An 18,936-nucleotide genomic window follows, 5' to 3' on the forward strand; every position below is an offset into this window, starting at 1 on the left:
ACGCCCGGTTACATTTCGAACCCGGAAGCTAAGCCTTTCAGCGCCGATGGTACTGCAGGGGGGACCCTGTGGGAGAGTAGGACGCCGCCGAACAACCCGCCCTTTTAGCTCAGTCGGTAGAGCGTCTCCATGGTAAGGAGAAGGTCAACGGTTCGATTCCGTTAAAGGGCTCTGACTTGACAAAAAGGCCCCCGCCAACAGGCGGGGGCCTTTCTTGCGTTCTAGCCTCGTTCTCGGTGCGACGCCATCGAAGGGGAGGACGAGGGAATGCAGCGACGGGAAGAGGCTGAGGTCGAGTTCGACAGGGCCTGGAACGACGCCCGCCACACGCGGGTGGAGTTGCCGGCCGTGGACGTGAACCGCGTGCTCGCGGAGCGGTACGCGACCGAGCGGCCGGTGCTCCTGACACGGGCCTCGCTCTGGGACATGGAAGTACGGAAGGCCGGAGATCCCGCGTCCTTCATCCCGTACGTCGTGGAGGAGGGGACCGCGGAGGCCTGGGTGCCCGGGCGGTCGGGCGGCGAGTTGGGCGACCGCTTCGTCAGGAAGTCGAGCCAGAAGCTGTGGCGCGACCCCGAGCGGTACGGGCTCGTGCTCGAGGAGGTGTGGCTCGACCACGAACGACAGGTCGTCACCTTCCTGGGGCGGGCGGAACTTCCCGACGCGCGGGGCGACCTGCTGAAGGCGGACACGGGGCAGCCGCTGTTCCACGTACAGCACGGGGTGGCGGGTACCGAGGAGCGGCCGACGAACACCTGGCGGATCGTCCTGCTGACCGCCGAGGCCGACGAAGAACTCCTGGACGTCTTCCGGGCGATGGCGGCCGACCCGTGGCTCCCCGGATTCGTGGAGAACTACGTGCGCGACGTGCTCGGCGTCGAGCCGACCCGTCGCGACACCGCCTGAACGACGGCGCGGGACCCCTTACGTGGCCTCGCGCTGGTGGGGGACGCGGAAGGCCAGGATGGCCATGTCGTCCGAGGCGGGCTCGGCCGCGAAGCGCTCAACGGCGCGCAGGACGCGGGAGGCGACGGCGCCGGCGGTCAGGCCCGTACAGGTCGTGAGGACCTCGGCCAGGCCGTCGTCGCCGAGCATGCGGCTGCCCTCGCGGCGTTCGGTGACCCCGTCGGTGACGCACAGCAGGACGTCGCCCGGGTCCAGGGTGAGGGTCTGCTCGTAGAGGTCGAGGTCGTCGATCACGCCCAGCAGGGGCTGCGGCTCCGCGTACGGGGTGACCTCACCGTCCGGGCGCAGGCGCAGCGGGAGGGGGTGGCCGGCGCAGACGACCTTCATCAGGGCGCCGCCGTCGGGCTGGGGGTGCAGCTCGCCGTAGAGGAGGGTGAGGAAGCGGCTGCGGGCGCCCTCGTCGAGGATGGCCGCGTTCAGCCGCTCCAGGACCGCGGGGCCGCCGAGGCCCTCGCGGGCCAGGAGGCGCAGGGCGTGGCGGGCGAGGCCCGTGACCGCGGCCGCCTCGGGGCCGGTGCCGCAGACGTCGCCGATGGCGAAGCCGTACGCGCCGTCGCGGATCGGGAAGACGTCGTAGAAGTCGCCTCCGACCTCGTTGCCCTCGCCGGCCGCGCGGTAGATGACCTCGACCTCCATACCGGGGATTGCGGGGGAGCCGGGCGGCAGCAGGCTGCGCTGGAGCGAGCGGCTGATCGCGGTGCGCTCGGAGTAGAGGCGGGCGTTGTCCAGGGCGAGCGCGGCCCGGCGGGAGAGGTCGTCGGCCAGTTCGAGGATCTCCTGGCGGAAGTGCTCCTCGTGGGGGCGGCCGAGGGTGAGCATGCCGATGACCCGGTTGCGGGCCAGGAGCGGCAGGACCACCGTGTCCCCGCCGACGGCGGAGGTGGCGGCGGGCCAGGGGCGGGCGCCCGCCTCGCGGACCGGCTCGGGCGGATCCACCTGTGCCAGGAGGGCCTTCAGGCCGTCGATGCGTTCCTCGTCCTCGTGGAGGACGTAGGCGAGGTAGGGGTCGGAGGCCTGGTCGGCGATGGTGTAGACGGCGCACCAGGTGGCCAGGGTGGGGACGGTCATCTGGGCCATGAGGGCCAGCGTCTGGTCCCGGTCGAGGGTGCCGGCCAGCAGGTCGGAGGCCTCGACGAGGAAGGAGAGGGAGCCGCGGCGCAGGCGTTCCAGCTCGCCGAGGCGGGCGGACTCGACGGCGAGGGCGATGCGGTCCGCGGCGAACTGGAGGCGCAGGGCGTCCTCGTTGTCGTAGAGGCCGGGGCCTTCCGCGGCGACGCCGAGGGAGCCCGTGAGGCGGCCCTCGACCTTGAGGGGCACGGTGATCACCGAGCGCATGCCGGTGGACTCCAGGAGCGGGATGGCTCCGGGGACGGCCGTGAGGTCGTCGTGGACGGCGGGCATGCGGGCGGAGCCGTAGCGGGCGGTGCCGGCCTCGACGGGGACGCGGGCGAAGCGCTGGCGGGTGGAGGGCAGGCCGGTCGTGGCCCGGACCTCCAGTTCCGTCTCGTCGTCGGTGGCCAGCAGGAGGAAGGCGGCGTCCGCGTCGAGCATGTCGCGGGCCCGCTCCACCGTGCGCTGGAGGAGGCCGTCGAGGTCGTCGGGGGCGGGGGAGCCGATGAACACCTCGAAGGGGTCCGCGGGGCGGGGCTCGGAGTGCGGGGAGCCGTCGGAGGAGGCGACGCGTACGGGGCTCTGGAGCAGGGCGCGCTCGTCGTCGTGGACGAGGAGGCAGACGATGGACGGCTCGCCGTGGGCGTCGCGGACGCGCAGGTGGGAGGCGTAGACGGGGATCACGCGGCCGTCGGCGCCGCGGATGCCGTAGCTGCCCTCCCAGCGGGACAGGCGCAGGGCCTCGGCGATGCCGGTGCCGGTGCCGGGGGTCTGGGGCCAGGCGGCCAGTTCGGCGAGCGGGCGGCCGACGACCTTCTCGGCGGGGTAGCCGAAGATGTTCTCGGCGTCGTCGTTCCAGGCGCGGACCTGGTCGGCGGCGTCGATCTGGAGGACGGCGACCCGGACCCGGCTCTCGGCCAGGGGCAGGAAGCTGTCCGGGACGACGGGCCCCGCCGAGCGGGTACCGACCGGCCGGTCCGGCAGGTCGAGGCGGAACCACACGTGTTTCTGCGTGGCGGTGTACTCGACGCCCCAGCGGGTGGCGAGGGCGGCGCACAGCATGAGGCCGCGGCCGCTCTCGCGGTCGGCGTCGGCGTACGGGAGCCGGCCGGGCGGCTGGAGGGGGAGCTCGCGCTCGGGGTAGCGGTCGGCGACCTCGACGCGTACGCCGTCCTCGGCGCGCAGGCACAGGACCTCGGCGCGGGTGCCGGCGTGGACGACGGCGTTCGTGACGAGCTCGCTGGTGAGCACCACGGCGTCGTCGACGATGTCGGCGAAGCCCCAGCCGTGCAGGGTGTCGCGGACGAACGCGCGGGCGGCGGCGACCGAGCGCCCTTGAGGGTCGAAACTGGCAGCCGCCCGTGCCGTGATCACGAGTCTCCTTCGACGCGGTTGGACATCGGATGCCAGGTTACTTACCTTCGCGGGCGCCAGGAGGCCGTCGTACGGGATTCCACCCGCAGGGTGCGGCCCGTGTGCGATGGTGCCGAAGTGTTATGGCCGTGTTCGGCCGGGGTGAAACACTGGGCAGGCTTGAAGAGCCGGGATCTGGATATTCGGATGTCCGGTGGAACAGCGGTCGACCCTTTCGGGAGGGACACGGTGGAGTCTGGCGCGGCGGTGCGTCGTACGGGAACGCGCCCGAAGGGCGGACGCGCCCGGCGGAACGGGACGACGGAGGTCGATACCGCCGCTCTGAACCGGTTGCTCACGGCACTGGTGTCGATGCGGGACGGGAACTTCCGCAAGCGGCTGACGGTGTCCGGCGAGGGCGTGATGGCGGAGATCGCCGCCGTCTACAACGAGGTCGCCGACCGCAACCTCCACCTGACCGGGGAGCTGTCCCGGGTCCGGCGGACGGTGGGCCGTGAGGGCAAGCTGAGCGAGCGGCTGGAGACGGGGGCCTGCGAGGGGTCCTGGGCGGCGGCGATCGACGCCTCGAACCAGCTCGTGGACGATCTCGCCCGGCCGGTGTCCGAGGTGGGCCGGGTGCTGTCGGCGGTGGCCGAGGGCGACCTGGACCAGCGGATGGACCTGCGGACGAAGAGTCCGGACGGGGTGGGGCACCCGCTGCGCGGGGAGTTCCTGAAGGTCGGGCGTACGGTCAACAACCTGGTCGACCAGCTGTCCGCGTTCACCGACGAGGTGACGCGGGTCGCGCTGGAGGTCGGCACCGAGGGCAAGCTCGGCGGTCAGGCCCAGGTGCGCGGGATGTCCGGTTCGTGGAAGGACCTGACCGACTCCGTCAACACGATGGCGTACCGGCTCACCGCCCAGGTGCGTGACATCGCCCTCGTGACGACGGCGGTGGCCAAGGGCGATCTGTCGCGCAAGGTCACGGTGCACGTGGCCGGCGAGATGCTCCAGCTGAAGAACACCGTGAACACGATGGTGGACCAGCTGTCCTCGTTCTCCTCCGAGGTGACGCGGGTGGCCCGTGAGGTGGGTACCGAGGGGGAGCTGGGCGGCCAGGCGAAGGTGCCCGGGGTCGCGGGCGTGTGGAAGGACCTGACCGACTCCGTCAACACGATGGCGGGCAACCTGACCGCCCAGGTGCGCGGGATCGCGCAGGTGACGACGGCGGTCGCGAACGGTGACCTGTCGCAGAAGGTGCGGGTGAGCGCGCGCGGCGAGGTGGCGCAGCTCGCCGAGACGATCAACCAGATGACCGAGACGCTGCGGACCTTCGCGGACGAGGTCACGCGCGTGGCCAGTGAGGTCGGGGCGAAGGGTCTGCTCGGTGGTCAGGCGCAGGTGCCGGGTGCGGCGGGGACGTGGAAGGACCTCACCGACTCGGTGAACACGGTCTTCCGCAACCTCACGACGCAGGTGCGCGACATCGCGCAGGTGACGACGGCGGTCGCGAACGGCGATCTGTCGCAGAAGGTCACCGTCGACGTGGCCGGCGAGATGCTGGAGCTGAAGAACACCGTCAACACGATGGTGGACCAGCTCCAGTCCTTCGGTTCCGAAGTGACCCGGGTGGCCCGTGAGGTCGGTGTCGAGGGTGAGCTCGGTGGTCAGGCGCAGGTGCCGGGTGCGGCGGGGACGTGGAAGGACCTCACCGACTCGGTGAACACCGCCTTCCGCAACCTGACGGGGCAGGTGCGCAACATCGCGCAGGTGACGACGGCGGTCGCGAACGGCGATCTGTCGCAGAAGGTCACCGTCGACGTCTCGGGCGAGATGCTCCAGCTGAAGAACACCGTGAACACGATGGTGGACCAGCTGTCGTCGTTCGCCGACCAGGTCACGCGGATGGCGCGGGACGTGGGTACGGAGGGCCGGCTGGGCGGTCAGGCCCGGGTGGAGGGGGTGTCGGGCACCTGGAAGGAGCTGACGGACTCCGTCAACTTCATGGCGGGGAACCTGACCTCGCAGGTGCGCCAGATCGCGCAGGTGACGACGGCGGTGGCGCGCGGTGACCTGTCGCAGAAGATCGACGTGGACGCGCGCGGCGAGATCCTGGAGCTGAAGAACACCATCAACACGATGGTGGACCAGCTGTCGGCGTTCGCGGAGCAGGTGACCCGGGTCGCCCGGGACGTGGGTACGGAGGGTCGGCTCGGCGGTCAGGCGCAGGTGCCGGGCGTGGCCGGGGTGTGGCGCGACCTGACCGACTCGGTGAACGGCATGGCGGGGAACCTGACCTCGCAGGTCCGCAACATCGCGCAGGTCGCGACGGCGGTGGCGCGCGGTGACCTGTCGCAGAAGATCGACGTGGACGCGCGCGGCGAGATCCTGGAGCTGAAGAACACCCTCAACACGATGGTCGACCAGCTCTCGAACTTCGCGGAGCAGGTGACGCGGGTGGCCCGTGAGGTGGGCACCGAGGGCATCCTGGGCGGTCAGGCCGAGGTGAAGGGGGTCTCCGGGACCTGGAAGGACCTCACGCAGTCCGTCAACTTCATGGCGAACAACCTGACCTCGCAGGTGCGCAACATCGCGGAGGTGACCACGGCGGTCGCCACCGGCGACCTGTCGAAGAAGATCACCGTCGACGCCAAGGGCGAGATCCTCGAACTGGTCACCACCGTGAACACGATGGTCGACCAGCTGTCGTCCTTCGCGGAGCAGGTGACGCGGGTGGCCCGTGAGGTGGGCTCCGAGGGCATCCTGGGCGGTCAGGCGCGGGTGCGCGGGGTGACCGGCATCTGGAAGGACCTGACCGACAACGTCAACCTGATGGCGAACAACCTGACCTCTCAGGTGCGCAACATCTCGCAGGTGTCGGCGGCCGTCGCCAACGGCGATCTGACGAAGAAGGTCACCGTCGAGGCGCGCGGCGAGGTCGCGCAGCTCGCCGACACGGTGAACACGATGGTCAAGACGCTGTCGTCGTTCGCGGACGAGGTCACGCGCGTGGCGCGTGAGGTGGGTACGGAGGGCCGGCTGGGCGGTCAAGCGCACGTGCCGGGGGTCTCGGGCACGTGGAAGGACCTCACGGACTCGGTGAACTTCATGGCCTCCAACCTCACCGGTCAGGTGCGGCAGATCGCCATGGTCACGACCGCCATCGCCAAGGGCGACATGACCAAGAAGATCGACATCGACGCGCGCGGCGAGATCCTGGAACTGAAGACGACGATCAACACGATGGTCGACCAGCTGTCGTCGTTCGCCGACCAGGTGACGCGGGTGGCCCGTGAGGTGGGCACCGAGGGCATCCTCGGCGGTCAGGCCCGGGTCCGCGACGTCGACGGGACCTGGCGCGACCTCACCGAGTCGGTGAACGAGATGGCCGGGAACCTCACCCGTCAGGTGCGGGCGATCGCGGCCGTGGCGACGGCGGTCACCCGGGGCGACCTGAGCCTGAAGGTCGACGTGGACGCGGCCGGTGAGATCCAGGTGCTCCAGGACAACATCAACACGATGATCGTGAACCTGCGCGACACCACCTTGGCCAACAAGGAGCAGGACTGGCTCAAGGGCAACCTCGCCCGGATCTCCGCGCTCATGCAGGGGCGCCGGGAGCTGGACGACGTGGCCTCGCTGATCATGAGCGAGCTGACCCCGGTGGTCGCCGCGCAGCACGGTGCCTTCTTCCTGGCGCTGCCCACGGGCGGCGGTGCCGAGATCGGGGCGGAGGGAGCCGGGGAGGGCTCGTACGAGCTGCGGATGCGCGGGAGCTACGCGTACGCCGGAAGCCAGATGCCCATCTCCTTCCGGCCGGGCGAGGGGCTGATCGGGACGGTCGCCGAGGAGAAGCGGACCATCCTGGTGGAGAACACCCCGCCCGGCTACCTGAAGATCTCCTCGGGGTTGGGCGAGGCGCCGCCGGCGCACGTGATCGTCCTGCCGGTGCTGTTCGAGGGGAAGACGTTGGGCGTCATCGAGCTGGCCTCCTTCCAGCCGTTCACGCAGATCCAGAAGGACTTCCTCAGCCAGATCGCCGAGATGATCGGGACGAGCGTCAACACGATCTCCGTCAACTCCAAGACGGAGGTGCTCCTCAAGCAGTCGCAGGAGATGACCGAGCAGCTGCGCGAGCGGTCGGACGAGTTGGAGAACCGGCAGAAGGCCCTCCAGGCCGCCAACGCGGAGCTGGAGGAGAAGGCCGAGCTGCTGGCCCAGCAGAACCGGGACATCGAGGTGAAGAACACCGAGATCGAGGAGGCCCGCCAGGTCCTGGAGGAGCGGGCGGAGCAGCTCGCGGTCTCGATGCGCTACAAGAGCGAGTTCCTGGCGAACATGTCGCACGAGCTGCGCACGCCGCTCAACTCGCTGCTGATCCTGGCCAAGCTGCTCGCCGACAACGCCGACGAGAACCTGTCGCCGAAGCAGGTGGAGTTCGCCGAGACCATCCACGGCGCGGGTTCCGACCTGCTCCAGCTGATCAACGACATCCTCGACCTGTCGAAGGTCGAGGCCGGGAAGATGGACGTCTCGCCGACCCGGATCGCGCTGGTGCAGCTGGTCGACTACGTGGAGGCCACCTTCCGGCCGTTGACCGCGGAGAAGGGGCTCGACTTCTCGGTACGGGTCTCCCCGGAGCTGCCGGCGACCCTGCACACCGACGAGCAGCGGCTCCTGCAGGTGCTGCGCAACCTGCTGTCGAACGCGGTGAAGTTCACCGACAACGGGGCGGTGGAGCTGGTCATCCGCCCGGCCGGCGGCGACGTGCCGACGGCGATCCGGGAGCAGTTGCTGGAGGCCGGTTCGCTGCGCGACGCGGACGCGGACCTGATCGCCTTCTCGGTGACGGACACCGGCATCGGGATCGCCGAGAGCAAGATGCTGGTGATCTTCGAGGCGTTCAAGCAGGCCGACGGGACCACGAGCCGCAAGTACGGCGGCACCGGTCTCGGGCTGTCCATCAGCCGGGAGATCGCCCGGCTGCTGGGCGGGGAGATCCACGCGGCGAGCGAGCCCGGCCGGGGGTCGACGTTCACGCTCTACCTGCCGCTGCACCCGAGCGAGCTGCCGCCGCAGGGGTACGCGCCGCCCACCCCGGGCGGGGCGCGCGGGGAGTACCGCAGGGCGGTCGAGGAGGCGGGGGAGCGGATGCCGGAGCTGCCGGCCGCTTCGGCCGAGGTGCCCGTCGCGGGAGCGTTCTCCCGCGACGCGGCGCCGGTGCGGCCGGCGCTGCCGGCGGCGGAGTCCGGGGGGCAGGGTTCGTCGGCGCTGTTCCGGCGGCGCCGCAAGCCGGTGCCCGCCGCGCTGCCGCGCACCGAGGTGCCGGGGCAGTCGGACGGCGAGGCGTGGGAGGCGCAGGAGCCTTTGCCGACGCCGCCGCGGAACTACGACTTCCACGGTGAGCGGGTGTTGATCGTGGACGACGACGTGCGCAACGTCTTCGCGCTGACGAGCGTGCTGGAGCAGCACGGGCTGGCGGTCCTCTACGCCGAGAACGGGCGGGAGGGCATCGAGGTCCTGGAGCAGCACGACGACGTGGCGGTGGTCCTGATGGACATCATGATGCCGGAGATGGACGGGTACGCGACGACTTCGGCGATCCGGCGGATGCCGCAGTTCGCGGGGCTGCCGATCATCGCGCTGACGGCGAAGGCGATGAAGGGCGACCGGGAGAAGGCCATCGACTCCGGGGCCTCCGACTACGTCACCAAGCCCGTGGAGCCCGATTACCTGCTGTCGGTGATGGAAGGGCACATGCGCGGGGACGGATGACGGGTCCGTGAAGACGGGAGGGCGCGGGGGAACCTTCCGCCCTCCCGTCACGTTTCCGCTTCGTGCACAGTGACATCTTGGTGACAGGGTGTGGCGATCTCGGGACTGGGGCTACGATGACCGGCACAAGGACGGACGGCTCAAGGATGCCGTCCTCTGGGGCGGGGCCCGGCGCACAGGCCGGAGCCAGGAGCCGGGGAGGCCCCATGCCGGGGCGAGGAGGACAGGGCATGGTGCAGAAGGCCAAGATCCTCCTGGTCGACGACCGGCCGGAGAATCTGCTGGCGCTGGAGGCCATCCTCTCCGCGCTCGATCAGACACTGGTCCGGGCGTCGTCGGGGGAGGAAGCGCTCAAGGCGCTGCTGACGGACGATTTCGCGGTCATCCTGCTGGATGTCCAGATGCCGGGAATGGACGGGTTCGAGACGGCCGCGCACATCAAGCGGCGCGAGCGTACCCGGGACATCCCGATCATCTTCCTCACCGCGATCAACCACGGTCCCCACCACACCTTCCGCGGGTACGCGGCGGGCGCGGTGGACTACATCTCGAAGCCCTTCGACCCGTGGGTGCTGCGCGCCAAGGTCTCGGTCTTCGTGGAGCTGTACACGAAGAACTGCCAGCTGAGGGAGCAGGCGGCGCTGCTGCGCCTGCAACTGGAGGGCGGCGGGTCCAACGGTGACGGCAGCAAGGAGACGGCCGGCCTGCTGGCCGAGCTCTCCGCGCGGCTCGCGGCGGTGGAGGAGCAGGCGGAGGCGCTGACCAAGCAGCTCGGCGAGGACTCGGCCGAGGCCGCGGTGGTGGCGACGGCCGCCCATCTGGAGCGCAAGCTGACGGGGCTGCGGCGGGCGTTGGATGCGCTGGAGCCGGGTACCGGCGGGGTCGCGCCGGTGTTGCCCGCGCAGGGCTGAGCGGCGGTCTTCCCCCGGGGCGCGCGGCCGGGGTCGCGCCGTGCGCGACCCCGCGAACGGGCTTCGACCGGGATCCGTCTGGGTGGGCGTCAGGTCTGGTGCGGCGTCAAAGCGCGTACGTACGGGGCGACACGAACGGGTGAAGGGGTGGGCACGCGTGTCCACCGGCGTGCGCACCGGTAACCTCGGCCCCATGGCCTCAAGTACGTCCGGCAAGGGTTCCCCGAGCACCGCCGGCGCCGCGAAGGGCCGCACCGGCCGTACGACGGCGCCGGCCAAGAAGGCTGCTCCCGCCCGCAAGCCGCCCGCGAAGAAGGCCGCGGCGGCCAAGCGTCCCCCGGTCAAGAAGGTCGCCGCCAAACCGGCGCCGTCCCCGACCGGGGGCGTGCTGCGGTTGGTGCGCGCCTGTTGGCTCGGCATCGCGCACGCCGTCGGCGCGGTCCTGCGCGGTGTCGGTCGCGGTGCCAAGAACCTGGACCCGGCCCACCGCAAGGACGGCGTCGCGCTGCTGTTGCTGGCGCTCGCGCTGATCGTCGCCGCCGGCACCTGGTCGAACCTCAGCGGGCCCGTCGGGGACCTGGTGACGATGCTGGTCACCGGCGCCTTCGGCCGGCTCGACCTGCTCGTGCCGATCCTGCTCGCCGTCATGGCGGCACGTTTCATCCGCCACCCCGAGCAGACGGACGCCAACGGCCGCATCGGCGTCGGCCTGTCCGCCCTGGTGGTCGGGGTCCTCGGGCTCGTGCACATCGCCTGCGGGGCGCCGGGCCGCGACGAGGGCACCACCGCCATGCAGAACGCGGGCGGGCTCATCGGCTGGGGCGCCTCCAAGCCGCTCATCTTCACCATGGGCGCCCCGCTGGCGGTGCCCATGCTGGTGCTGCTCACGCTGTTCGGGGTGCTCGTGGTCACCGCGACCCCGGTCAACGCCATCCCGCAGCGCCTGCGGAAGCTGGGCATCCGCCTGGGGATCATCGCGCCGAACGAGTACGACGAGGGGTACGGGGAGCCCGAGGGCGCCGGCCGCGACCGGCAGGACCGCCACGACGCCGAACAGTGGCGCGCCCGTACCGGGGCGCCGGGCGCGCCGGAGGACCCGGTCGACGCCGCCGAGGAGGCCGCGTTGGCCCGTCGGCGCCGGCCGCGGCGCGGCGCCGGGCGGCCGGGGGAGCGCGAGATGGACGCCGTCGACGTGGCCGCGGCGGCCGCCGCCGCGCTGGACGGGGCCGTCTACGGAGGACTGCCGCCGTCCGCGCTGGTCGCCGACCTCACCCAGGGCATCTCCGGCGAGCGCGACGGCGTGGAGATCACCGCCCCCGTGCCGCCCGCGCGGGCGGAGGTCCCGCCCGTGCCCACTGCGCCCCCCACCGCGCCCCCCGCCACGCCCGCCGTGCCGCCCACCGTGGCGGCCGGTCCGCCCCCGGGCGCCGCCGAGGACCGCGACGCGCCGCACGAGCGGACCGCCGCGGTGTCCGGGACGCTGTCGGTGCCCGACCTGACGAAGACGCCGCCGCCGGCCCAGCCGCTGCCGCCGCGCGCCGAGCAGCTCCAGCTGCGCGGGGACATCACGTACGCGCTGCCCTCGCTGGACCTGCTGGAGAAGGGCGGGCCCGGCAAGACCCGCAGCGCAGCGAACGACGCGGTCGTCGCCTCGCTGACGAACGTCTTCACCGAGTTCAAGGTCGACGCGCAGGTCACCGGCTTCACCCGGGGGCCGACGGTCACCCGCTACGAGGTCACGCTCGGCGCGGCGGTCAAGGTCGAGCGGATCACGGCGCTGGCGAAGAACATCGCCTACGCCGTGGCCTCCCCGGACGTGCGCATCATCAGCCCGATCCCGGGCAAGTCGGCCGTCGGCATCGAGATCCCGAACACCGACCGCGAGATGGTCAACCTGGGTGACGTCCTGCGCCTCGCGGACGCCGCCGAGGACGACCACCCGATGCTGGTCGCGCTCGGCAAGGACGTCGAGGGCGGCTACGTCATGGCCAACCTCGCGAAGATGCCGCACGTCCTGGTCGCGGGCGCCACCGGCTCCGGCAAGTCCTCCTGCATCAACTGCCTGATCACCTCGATCATGGTGCGGGCCACCCCGGAGGAGGTGCGGATGGTGCTGGTCGACCCCAAGCGGGTCGAGCTGACCGCCTACGAGGGCATCCCGCACCTGATCACGCCGATCATCACCAACCCGAAGCGGGCCGCCGAGGCCCTGCAGTGGGTGGTCAAGGAGATGGACCTCCGCTACGACGACCTGGCCGCCTTCGGCTTCCGGCACATCGACGACTTCAACCAGGCCATCCGGGACGGCAAGATCACCCTGCCGCCGGGCAGCGAGCGCGAGCTCAACCCGTACCCGTACCTGCTGGTGATCGTCGACGAGCTCGCGGACCTGATGATGGTCGCCCCGCGCGACGTGGAGGACTCGATCGTCCGCATCACCCAGCTCGCCCGCGCGGCGGGCATCCACCTGGTGCTCGCCACCCAGCGCCCCTCGGTGGACGTGGTGACCGGACTGATCAAGGCGAACGTGCCCTCGCGGCTCGCCTTCGCGACCTCCTCGCTCGCCGACAGCCGCGTCATCCTGGACCAGCCCGGCGCGGAGAAGCTGATCGGCAAGGGTGACGGGCTGTTCCTGCCGATGGGTGCGAACAAGCCGATCCGCCTCCAGGGCGCCTTCGTCACCGAGGAGGAGGTCCAGGCGGTCGTCGGGCACTGCAAGCAGCAGATGACGCCCGTCTTCCGGGACGACGTGACCGTCGGGCAGAAGCAGAAGAAGGAGATCGACGAGGAGATCGGCGACGACCTCGACCTGCTGTGCCAGGCGGCGGAGCTGGTGGTCTCCACCCAGTTCGGCTCCACCTCGATGCTCCAGCGCAAGCTGCGGGTGGGCTTCGCCAAGGCCGGGCGGTTGATGGACCTCATGGAGTCGCGGGGGGTCGTCGGCCCGAGCGAGGGTTCGAAGGCGCGCGACGTACTGGTCAAGCCGGACGAACTGGACGGGGTGCTCGCGGTGATCCGGGGCGAGGGCCCGGCGTAGGGCCGGGGCGGGGGGCTCGCGCGGGGGCGGGGGCGACGGCGGGGGACCGCGGGGGGAACAGGGACCGGACGGCGCCCGCCGGGCTCACTCGACCGTATGGGATCCGCGGGCAACCGTTTCCCTTGGGCGTGCGTCAAGTTGAGGGAGGCAGCCGCGGGTGTTCCCGAAGCCATTCGGATGGCGTAGGGAGCGGACCCTCCGGTTGCCCCACCCTTTCGTCACCCCCCTAGACTGGTAATCCAGCAGGTGGCTACACGCTCGAAAGGCGCCCACGTGTCCATCGGCAACGCCAACTCCCCCGAAGAAGAGCGGCCTTCGACCGACGACCGGTCCGAGGACCGCCTCGTCAAGCCCCCCGCCGAGGAACCGTCCATCGGGACGGTCCTCAAGAAGGCCCGGATCGCCGCCGGGCTCACCGTCGACGAGGTCAGTTCCACCACCCGCGTGCGCATCCCGATCGTGCACGCGATCGAGGAGGACGACTTCACGCGGTGCGGTGGCGACGTCTACGCCCGAGGCCACATCCGTACCCTCGCCCGCGCCGTCGACATCGATCCGGCACCCCTGATCGAGAGCTACGACGCGGCCCACGGCGGTCGGCCGGCACCCACCCCCGCCGCGCCGATGTTCGACGCCGAGCGCATCCGTCCCGAACGGCAGCGACCCAACTGGACCGCCGCCATGGTCGCCGCCATCGTCGCCGTGATCGGCTTCGTGGGCTTCACGGCCTTCGGCGGCGGCGACGACGGCGGCAAGCGACCCGTGGCGGAAGGTTCCGCCGCCGCCCGACCCGCGGGAAAGCCGGCCACGCAGCCCCAGCAGCCCGCGGGGAAGCCGGCCGACACCACCGGGCAGACCCCGCGGGCGCCCAAGCCGGAGCCCTCGGACAGCGCCATCGCGGCGGCTCCCAAGGACCTCGTCACGGTCGTCCTGACGGCCGACACCGGCGAGAGCTGGATCTCCGCGAAGGACCACAGCGGCCGACTGCTGTTCGACGGCACCCTCGCGCAGGGCGAGTCGAAGACGTTCACCGACAAGGAGTCCGTCGACCTCGTACTCGGCGACGCCGGGGCCGTCAAGCTGTTCGTGAACGGCAAGGAGATCAAGGACGACTTCCAGCCGGGACAGGTCGAACGTCTCACCTACACCAGGAACGACCCGGCCGAGGGCCAGGCCCAGGCGGGCTGACCAGCACGGAACGAGAAATTCCAGATCCCCGGGATCCCGCGCGGCACCGGCCGCCGGCCCCGGGGATCTTGCTGTCGGGGGACGTGAGGCGGGGGTCGGCGCCGGGACGAAGTAGTCTTGAGTCCATGCCCGAACGCCGTACCGTCGCCCTTGTCACTCTTGGCTGCGCCCGTAACGAGGTGGACTCGGAGGAGCTCGCAGGCCGCTTGGCGGCGGATGGCTGGGAGCTCGTCGAGGACGCCTCCGACGCGGATGTGGCCGTCGTCAACACCTGTGGCTTCGTCGAAGCCGCCAAGAAGGACTCCGTAGACGCCCTGCTGGAAGCCAACGATCTCAAGGATCACGGCAAGACCCAGGCCGTCGTCGCCGTCGGCTGCATGGCCGAGCGCTACGGCAAGGAACTCGCCGAAGCGCTCCCCGAAGCCGACGGAGTCCTCGGTTTCGACGACTACGCCGACATCTCCAACCGCCTCCAGACCATCCTCAACGGTGGCAGCGTCGAGGCCCACACCCCGCGCGACCGCCGCAAGCTGCTGCCGATCAGCCCCGCCGAGCGCCAGAGCGCCGACGTGTCCCTGCCCGGCCACGCGCAGGCGCCCGCCGAGGAGCCGGCCCCCGCGCCCGCCGACCTCCCCGACGGCCTCGCGCCCGCCTCCGGGCCCCGCGCGCCCCTGCGCCGCCGCCTGGACAAGAGCCCGGTCGCCTCGGTCAAGCTCGCCTCCGGCTGCGACCGCCGCTGCTCCTTCTGCGCCATCCCGTCCTTCCGCGGCTCCTTCATCTCGCGCCGCCCCAGCGACGTGCTGGGCGAGACGCGCTGGCTGGCCGAGCAGGGCGTCAAGGAGGTCATGCTGGTCTCCGAGAACAACACCTCGTACGGCAAGGACCTCGGCGACATCCGCCTGCTGGAGACCCTGCTGCCGGAGCTCGCCGCCGTGGACGGCATCGAGCGCGTCCGCGTCAGCTACCTCCAGCCCGCCGAGATGCGCCCCGGCCTGATCGACGTACTGACCTCGACGCCCAAGGTCGTCCCGTACTTCGACCTGTCCTTCCAGCACTCGGCCCCCGACGTGCTGCGCGCCATGCGCCGCTTCGGTGACACCGACCGCTTCCTGGAGCTGCTGGACACCATCCGTTCCAAGGCCCCGCAGGCCGGCGTCCGCTCCAACTTCATCGTCGGCTTCCCCGGCGAGACCGAGGCGGACTTCGCCGAGCTGGAGCGTTTCCTCACCCACGCGCGGCTCGACGCCATCGGCGTCTTCGGCTACTCCGACGAGGACGGCACCGAGGCCGTCACCTACGAGAACAAGCTCGACGAGGACACGATCGCCGAGCGCCTGGCCCACATGCAGCGCCTCGCCGAGGAACTGACCTCGCAGCGCGCCGAGGAGCGGATCGGGGAGACCCTGGAGGTCCTCGTCGAGTCCGTGGAGTCCCTGGACGAGGACGGCGAGGGCGCCTACGGCCGCGCCGCCCACCAGGCACCCGAAACCGACGGCCAGGTCGTCTTCACCGACGGCACGGGCCTGGTCCCGGGGCGTATCGTCACGGCAAAGGTGGTCGGCACCCTCGGTGTGGACCTCGTGGCCGAGCCCCTGGGCGTGGATCTTGAGGAGGCGGCCGGATGACCGGAGTCCCGGCATCTGCGGCGGGCGGGACCGGCCGCCGGCCCGTACCCGGCGCGAAGCTCGGGGCTGCGGCCGTCAACCAGGCCAGCCTGTGGAACATCGCCAACATCCTGACGATGATCCGGCTCGTGCTCGTGCCGGGATTCGTCCTGCTGCTGCTCGCCGACGGGGGATACGACCCCGTCTGGCGGGCGCTGGCGTGGGCGGCCTTCGCCGTCGCCATGATCACGGACATCTTCGACGGGCACCTCGCCCGGACGTACAACCTGGTCACCGACTTCGGGAAGATCGCCGACCCCATCGCCGACAAGGCGATCATGGGGTCGGCGCTCGTCTGTCTGTCGTGGCTCGGCGAGCTGCCCTGGTGGGTGACCGGGGTGATCCTCGGCCGGGAGCTCGGCATCACGCTGATGCGCTTCTGGGTGATCCGCTACGGCGTGATCCCCGCCAGCCGGGGCGGGAAGCTGAAGACCCTCGCCCAGGGCACGGCCGTGGGCATGTACGTGCTCGCCCTGACCGGGCCGCTGGCGACCCTGCGGTTCTGGGTGATGGCGGTGGCCGTCGTGCTGACCGTCGTGACGGGCCTGGACTACGTACGGCAGGCCATCGTGCTGCGCCGGGCCGGATTGGCCGCGGAGCGGGCCGAGAGGTGACATACGGGGCGGGGGAGTCGCCGGACGCCGCGCTCGCGGCGGAAGCCGGCGTGCGGGCGGCCGAAGAGGTCCTGCGGCTGCTCGCGCAGAGTGACCAGACCCTCGCGGTGGCGGAGTCCCTGACCGGCGGGATGGTGGCCGCCGAGCTCACGTCGGTGCCCGGGGCCTCGCGCTCCTTCCGCGGCTCGGTCACCGCCTACGCCACCGAGCTGAAGCACCGGGTGCTCGGGGTGGACGCGGAACTGCTGGCGGCGCACGGCGCGGTGAACGCGCAGGTCGCGCAGGAGATGGCCGTCGGGGTACGGCGTGCGCTGGGCGCTTCGTGGGGGATCGCGACGACGGGAGTGGCCGGTCCCGACCCCCAGGACGGGCAGCCGGTGGGCACGGTTTTCGTCGCCGTAGCGGGCCCGTCGGGCAGGAAAACGGTCCGTCTGTGGTTGAACGGCTCCCGTGCGGAAATCCGTAGGGAGAGTGCACGCACAGTGCTCGAACTTCTCTCGAGCGAACTCCGCGAGAATCTGCGGGGGCAGGATACGGAACAGAACGGGGGGATTTGATGTTTGCAGCCCTGAGTGAACACGACATCGCTCCCCGCACGGCCGCGGCGCGAGGCGGTACGGTGGGGCGTGAAGGTTACGGCTACACGGTCAGAGGAGGGAGCCACCGATGATTCTGCTCCGTCGCCTGCTGGGTGACGTGCTGCGTCGGCAGCGCCAGCGCCAGGGCCGTACTCTGCGCGAAGTCTCCTCGTCCGCCCGAGTTTCTCTCGGCTATCTCTCCGAGGTGGAGCGGGGGCAGAAGGAGGCGTCCTCCGAGCTGCTCTCCGCGATCTGCGACGCGTTGGACGTACGGATGTCCGAGCTGATGCGCGAAGTCAGTGACGAGCTGTCGCTGGCGGAGCTTGCGCAGTCGGCCGCTGCAAGCGAACCGGTGCCGGCACCGGTGCGCCCGATGCTCAATTCCGTCTCCGTGGCCTCGGTCACGGGCGGACCCGAACGGGTGACCATCAAGGCACCCGTGGAAGCGGTGAACGTCGTAGCCGCTTGAGTGCACACGTGAGCGTGTGAGCGTGGTGAGGGCCCCGGACGGTGCGTGAAGCACCGGCCGGGGCCCTTCGCCGTGCCGGGGGCGTGGGCGGGGCGCCGCGCGGGTGTTCTGGGTGCGGGCGCGGGGGCGGTGCGGGAGGATGGGGCCGTCCGTGAACCGGCCCGCTGGGAGGTCGCCGTGCGGCGGTTACTGCACATACCTCCGACCGTGGCCCTCGCGGTGGCCGTGGGCGCCCTGTGGTGGTGGGCCGTCCTGAGGCTGGCGCTGGCGCCGGACGAGGCCGGGCCCGTGGAGGGCGCGGTGGCGGTGGGCGGCTGGGGGCTGGGGCTCCTGCCGGTGCACTGCGCGCCCTGGCGGCCGGTGGCCCGGCGGCCGCGGAAGGCCGCCCGGGGTGCCGACGGGGCGGGCGCGGGGCCCGGCGGGGCGAGGGGCGAGGGCGTCGCGGGGCGGCGTCCGCGCGGGGGCCGGGAGGTCACCAGGGCATCGACACTCCCCCGTTCGGGCGAAGGATCTGGCCCGTCATGAACGAAGAGGCGTCGGAGGCCAGGTAGAGGACCGCTTGAGCGATGTCCTCGGGTTCGCCGACCCGCCGCAGCGGCGACATCCGGACCATGGCCGCCTCCGTCTGTTCCTGGACCGCGGGGTCGTGCCGGGCGGTCATGGGGGTGCGGATCCACCCCGGAGCGACCGCGTTCACGCGGATCCCGTGCGGGCCGCTCTCCGTGGCGAGGGTCCTGGTCAGCTGGACCACCGCCGCCTTGGCCGCGCTGTAGCAGAGCAGGCCGGGTTGGGCGGCGTCCACGGCGCCGGAGGCCATGGTGATCACCGAACCGGGCCGGCCGGCCGCGATCATGGACCGGACCGCCTCCTGGCAGGTGCGCAGGACTCCCTTGAAGTTGATGTCGAGGATCCGGTCGAGGTCCTCGTCGGTGGTCTCCAGGACGCTGCTCGTGTGCATGACCCCCGCGATGGCGGCCGTGACGTCGAGGGGGCCCGCGGTGGCGACGGCGGCCCGCAGGGCGGCCCGGTCGGTGACGTCGAGGGGGTGGGCGCGGCCGAGGCCGCCGGCCGCGGCGATCAGGTCGACGGTGTCGGCGAGGCCCCCCTCGTCGCGGTCGGCGCAGTGCACGGCCGCGCCGGCGCCGGCGAGGAGGAGGGCGGTGGCGCGGCCTATGCCGCCGGCGGCTCCGGTGACGAGGGCGGTGCGGCCGGTCAGGTCGTACGGGGCGTGGGGTGTGGGCATGCCGGGACCGTACGAGCAGATCTGACGG

The 18,936-nt window shown here is 71.5% G+C and carries 11 protein-coding genes, 1 tRNA gene and 1 rRNA gene; 11 read left to right on the forward strand and 2 right to left on the reverse strand.

Annotated elements, in window-relative coordinates:
* From rrf to ACZ6ZI_RS11015, 3 genes are all read left to right on the forward strand, one after another.
* Positions 1-93: ribosomal RNA gene (gene rrf / locus ACZ6ZI_RS11005) — 5S ribosomal RNA — on the forward strand; the annotation flags it as partial.
* A gap of 5 nt (positions 94-98) precedes the next feature.
* Positions 99-171: transfer RNA gene (locus ACZ6ZI_RS11010), tRNA-Thr, on the forward strand.
* Positions 172-267: 96 nt separating this feature from the next.
* Complete coding sequence (locus ACZ6ZI_RS11015; RefSeq protein ID WP_469518697.1) at positions 268-906, forward strand: hypothetical protein; 639 nt, start codon at positions 268-270, stop codon at positions 904-906.
* An 18-nt stretch (positions 907-924) separates the two neighbouring features.
* Here the strand turns inward: ACZ6ZI_RS11015 and ACZ6ZI_RS11020 are convergent, their stop codons facing one another.
* Positions 925-3,510, reverse strand: coding sequence for a SpoIIE family protein phosphatase (locus ACZ6ZI_RS11020; RefSeq protein ID WP_469519558.1), 2,586 nt, complete (start codon positions 3,508-3,510; stop codon positions 925-927).
* Positions 3,511-3,636: 126 nt separating this feature from the next.
* Here ACZ6ZI_RS11020 and ACZ6ZI_RS11025 point away from each other — a divergent pair, with 126 nt between their 5' ends.
* From ACZ6ZI_RS11025 to ACZ6ZI_RS11060, 8 genes are all read left to right on the forward strand, one after another.
* Positions 3,637-9,204, forward strand: a complete 5,568-nt coding sequence (locus tag ACZ6ZI_RS11025) for a HAMP domain-containing protein (protein ID WP_469518699.1) — start codon at positions 3,637-3,639, stop codon at positions 9,202-9,204.
* A 230-nt stretch (positions 9,205-9,434) separates the two neighbouring features.
* A complete protein-coding gene (locus tag ACZ6ZI_RS11030) occupies positions 9,435-10,115 on the forward strand; it encodes a response regulator (protein WP_363052431.1) in 681 nt (226 codons plus the stop codon).
* A 193-nt stretch (positions 10,116-10,308) separates the two neighbouring features.
* Entirely contained in the window at positions 10,309-13,152 is a 2,844-nt protein-coding gene (locus ACZ6ZI_RS11035) for an FtsK/SpoIIIE family DNA translocase (RefSeq protein WP_469518702.1), read from the forward strand.
* A 273-nt stretch (positions 13,153-13,425) separates the two neighbouring features.
* Positions 13,426-14,340 carry a helix-turn-helix domain-containing protein gene (locus tag ACZ6ZI_RS11040; protein ID WP_469518704.1) on the forward strand — a complete coding sequence of 305 codons (915 nt, stop codon included), beginning with the start codon at positions 13,426-13,428 and terminating at the stop codon, positions 14,338-14,340.
* 125 nt (positions 14,341-14,465) lie between these two features.
* Positions 14,466-15,965 carry a 30S ribosomal protein S12 methylthiotransferase RimO gene (gene rimO, locus ACZ6ZI_RS11045; RefSeq protein ID WP_469518706.1) on the forward strand — a complete coding sequence of 500 codons (1,500 nt, stop codon included), beginning with the start codon at positions 14,466-14,468 and terminating at the stop codon, positions 15,963-15,965.
* Entirely contained in the window at positions 15,962-16,618 is a 657-nt protein-coding gene (gene pgsA / locus ACZ6ZI_RS11050; protein WP_363052438.1) for a CDP-diacylglycerol--glycerol-3-phosphate 3-phosphatidyltransferase, read from the forward strand. The genes rimO and pgsA overlap by 4 nt, the downstream gene beginning before the upstream one ends.
* A gap of 50 nt (positions 16,619-16,668) precedes the next feature.
* Positions 16,669-17,175, forward strand: a complete 507-nt coding sequence (locus ACZ6ZI_RS11055) for a CinA family protein (protein ID WP_469519560.1) — start codon at positions 16,669-16,671, stop codon at positions 17,173-17,175.
* Positions 17,176-17,284: 109 nt separating this feature from the next.
* Entirely contained in the window at positions 17,285-17,665 is a 381-nt protein-coding gene (locus ACZ6ZI_RS11060; protein ID WP_007266936.1) for a helix-turn-helix domain-containing protein, read from the forward strand.
* A gap of 472 nt (positions 17,666-18,137) precedes the next feature.
* Here the strand turns inward: ACZ6ZI_RS11060 and ACZ6ZI_RS11065 are convergent, their stop codons facing one another.
* A complete protein-coding gene (locus tag ACZ6ZI_RS11065; RefSeq protein WP_469518709.1) occupies positions 18,138-18,908 on the reverse strand; it encodes an SDR family NAD(P)-dependent oxidoreductase in 771 nt (256 codons plus the stop codon).
* Between the last annotated feature and the right edge of the window lie 28 nt (positions 18,909-18,936).

The organism is Streptomyces sp. NPDC103540 (assembly GCF_055584445.1).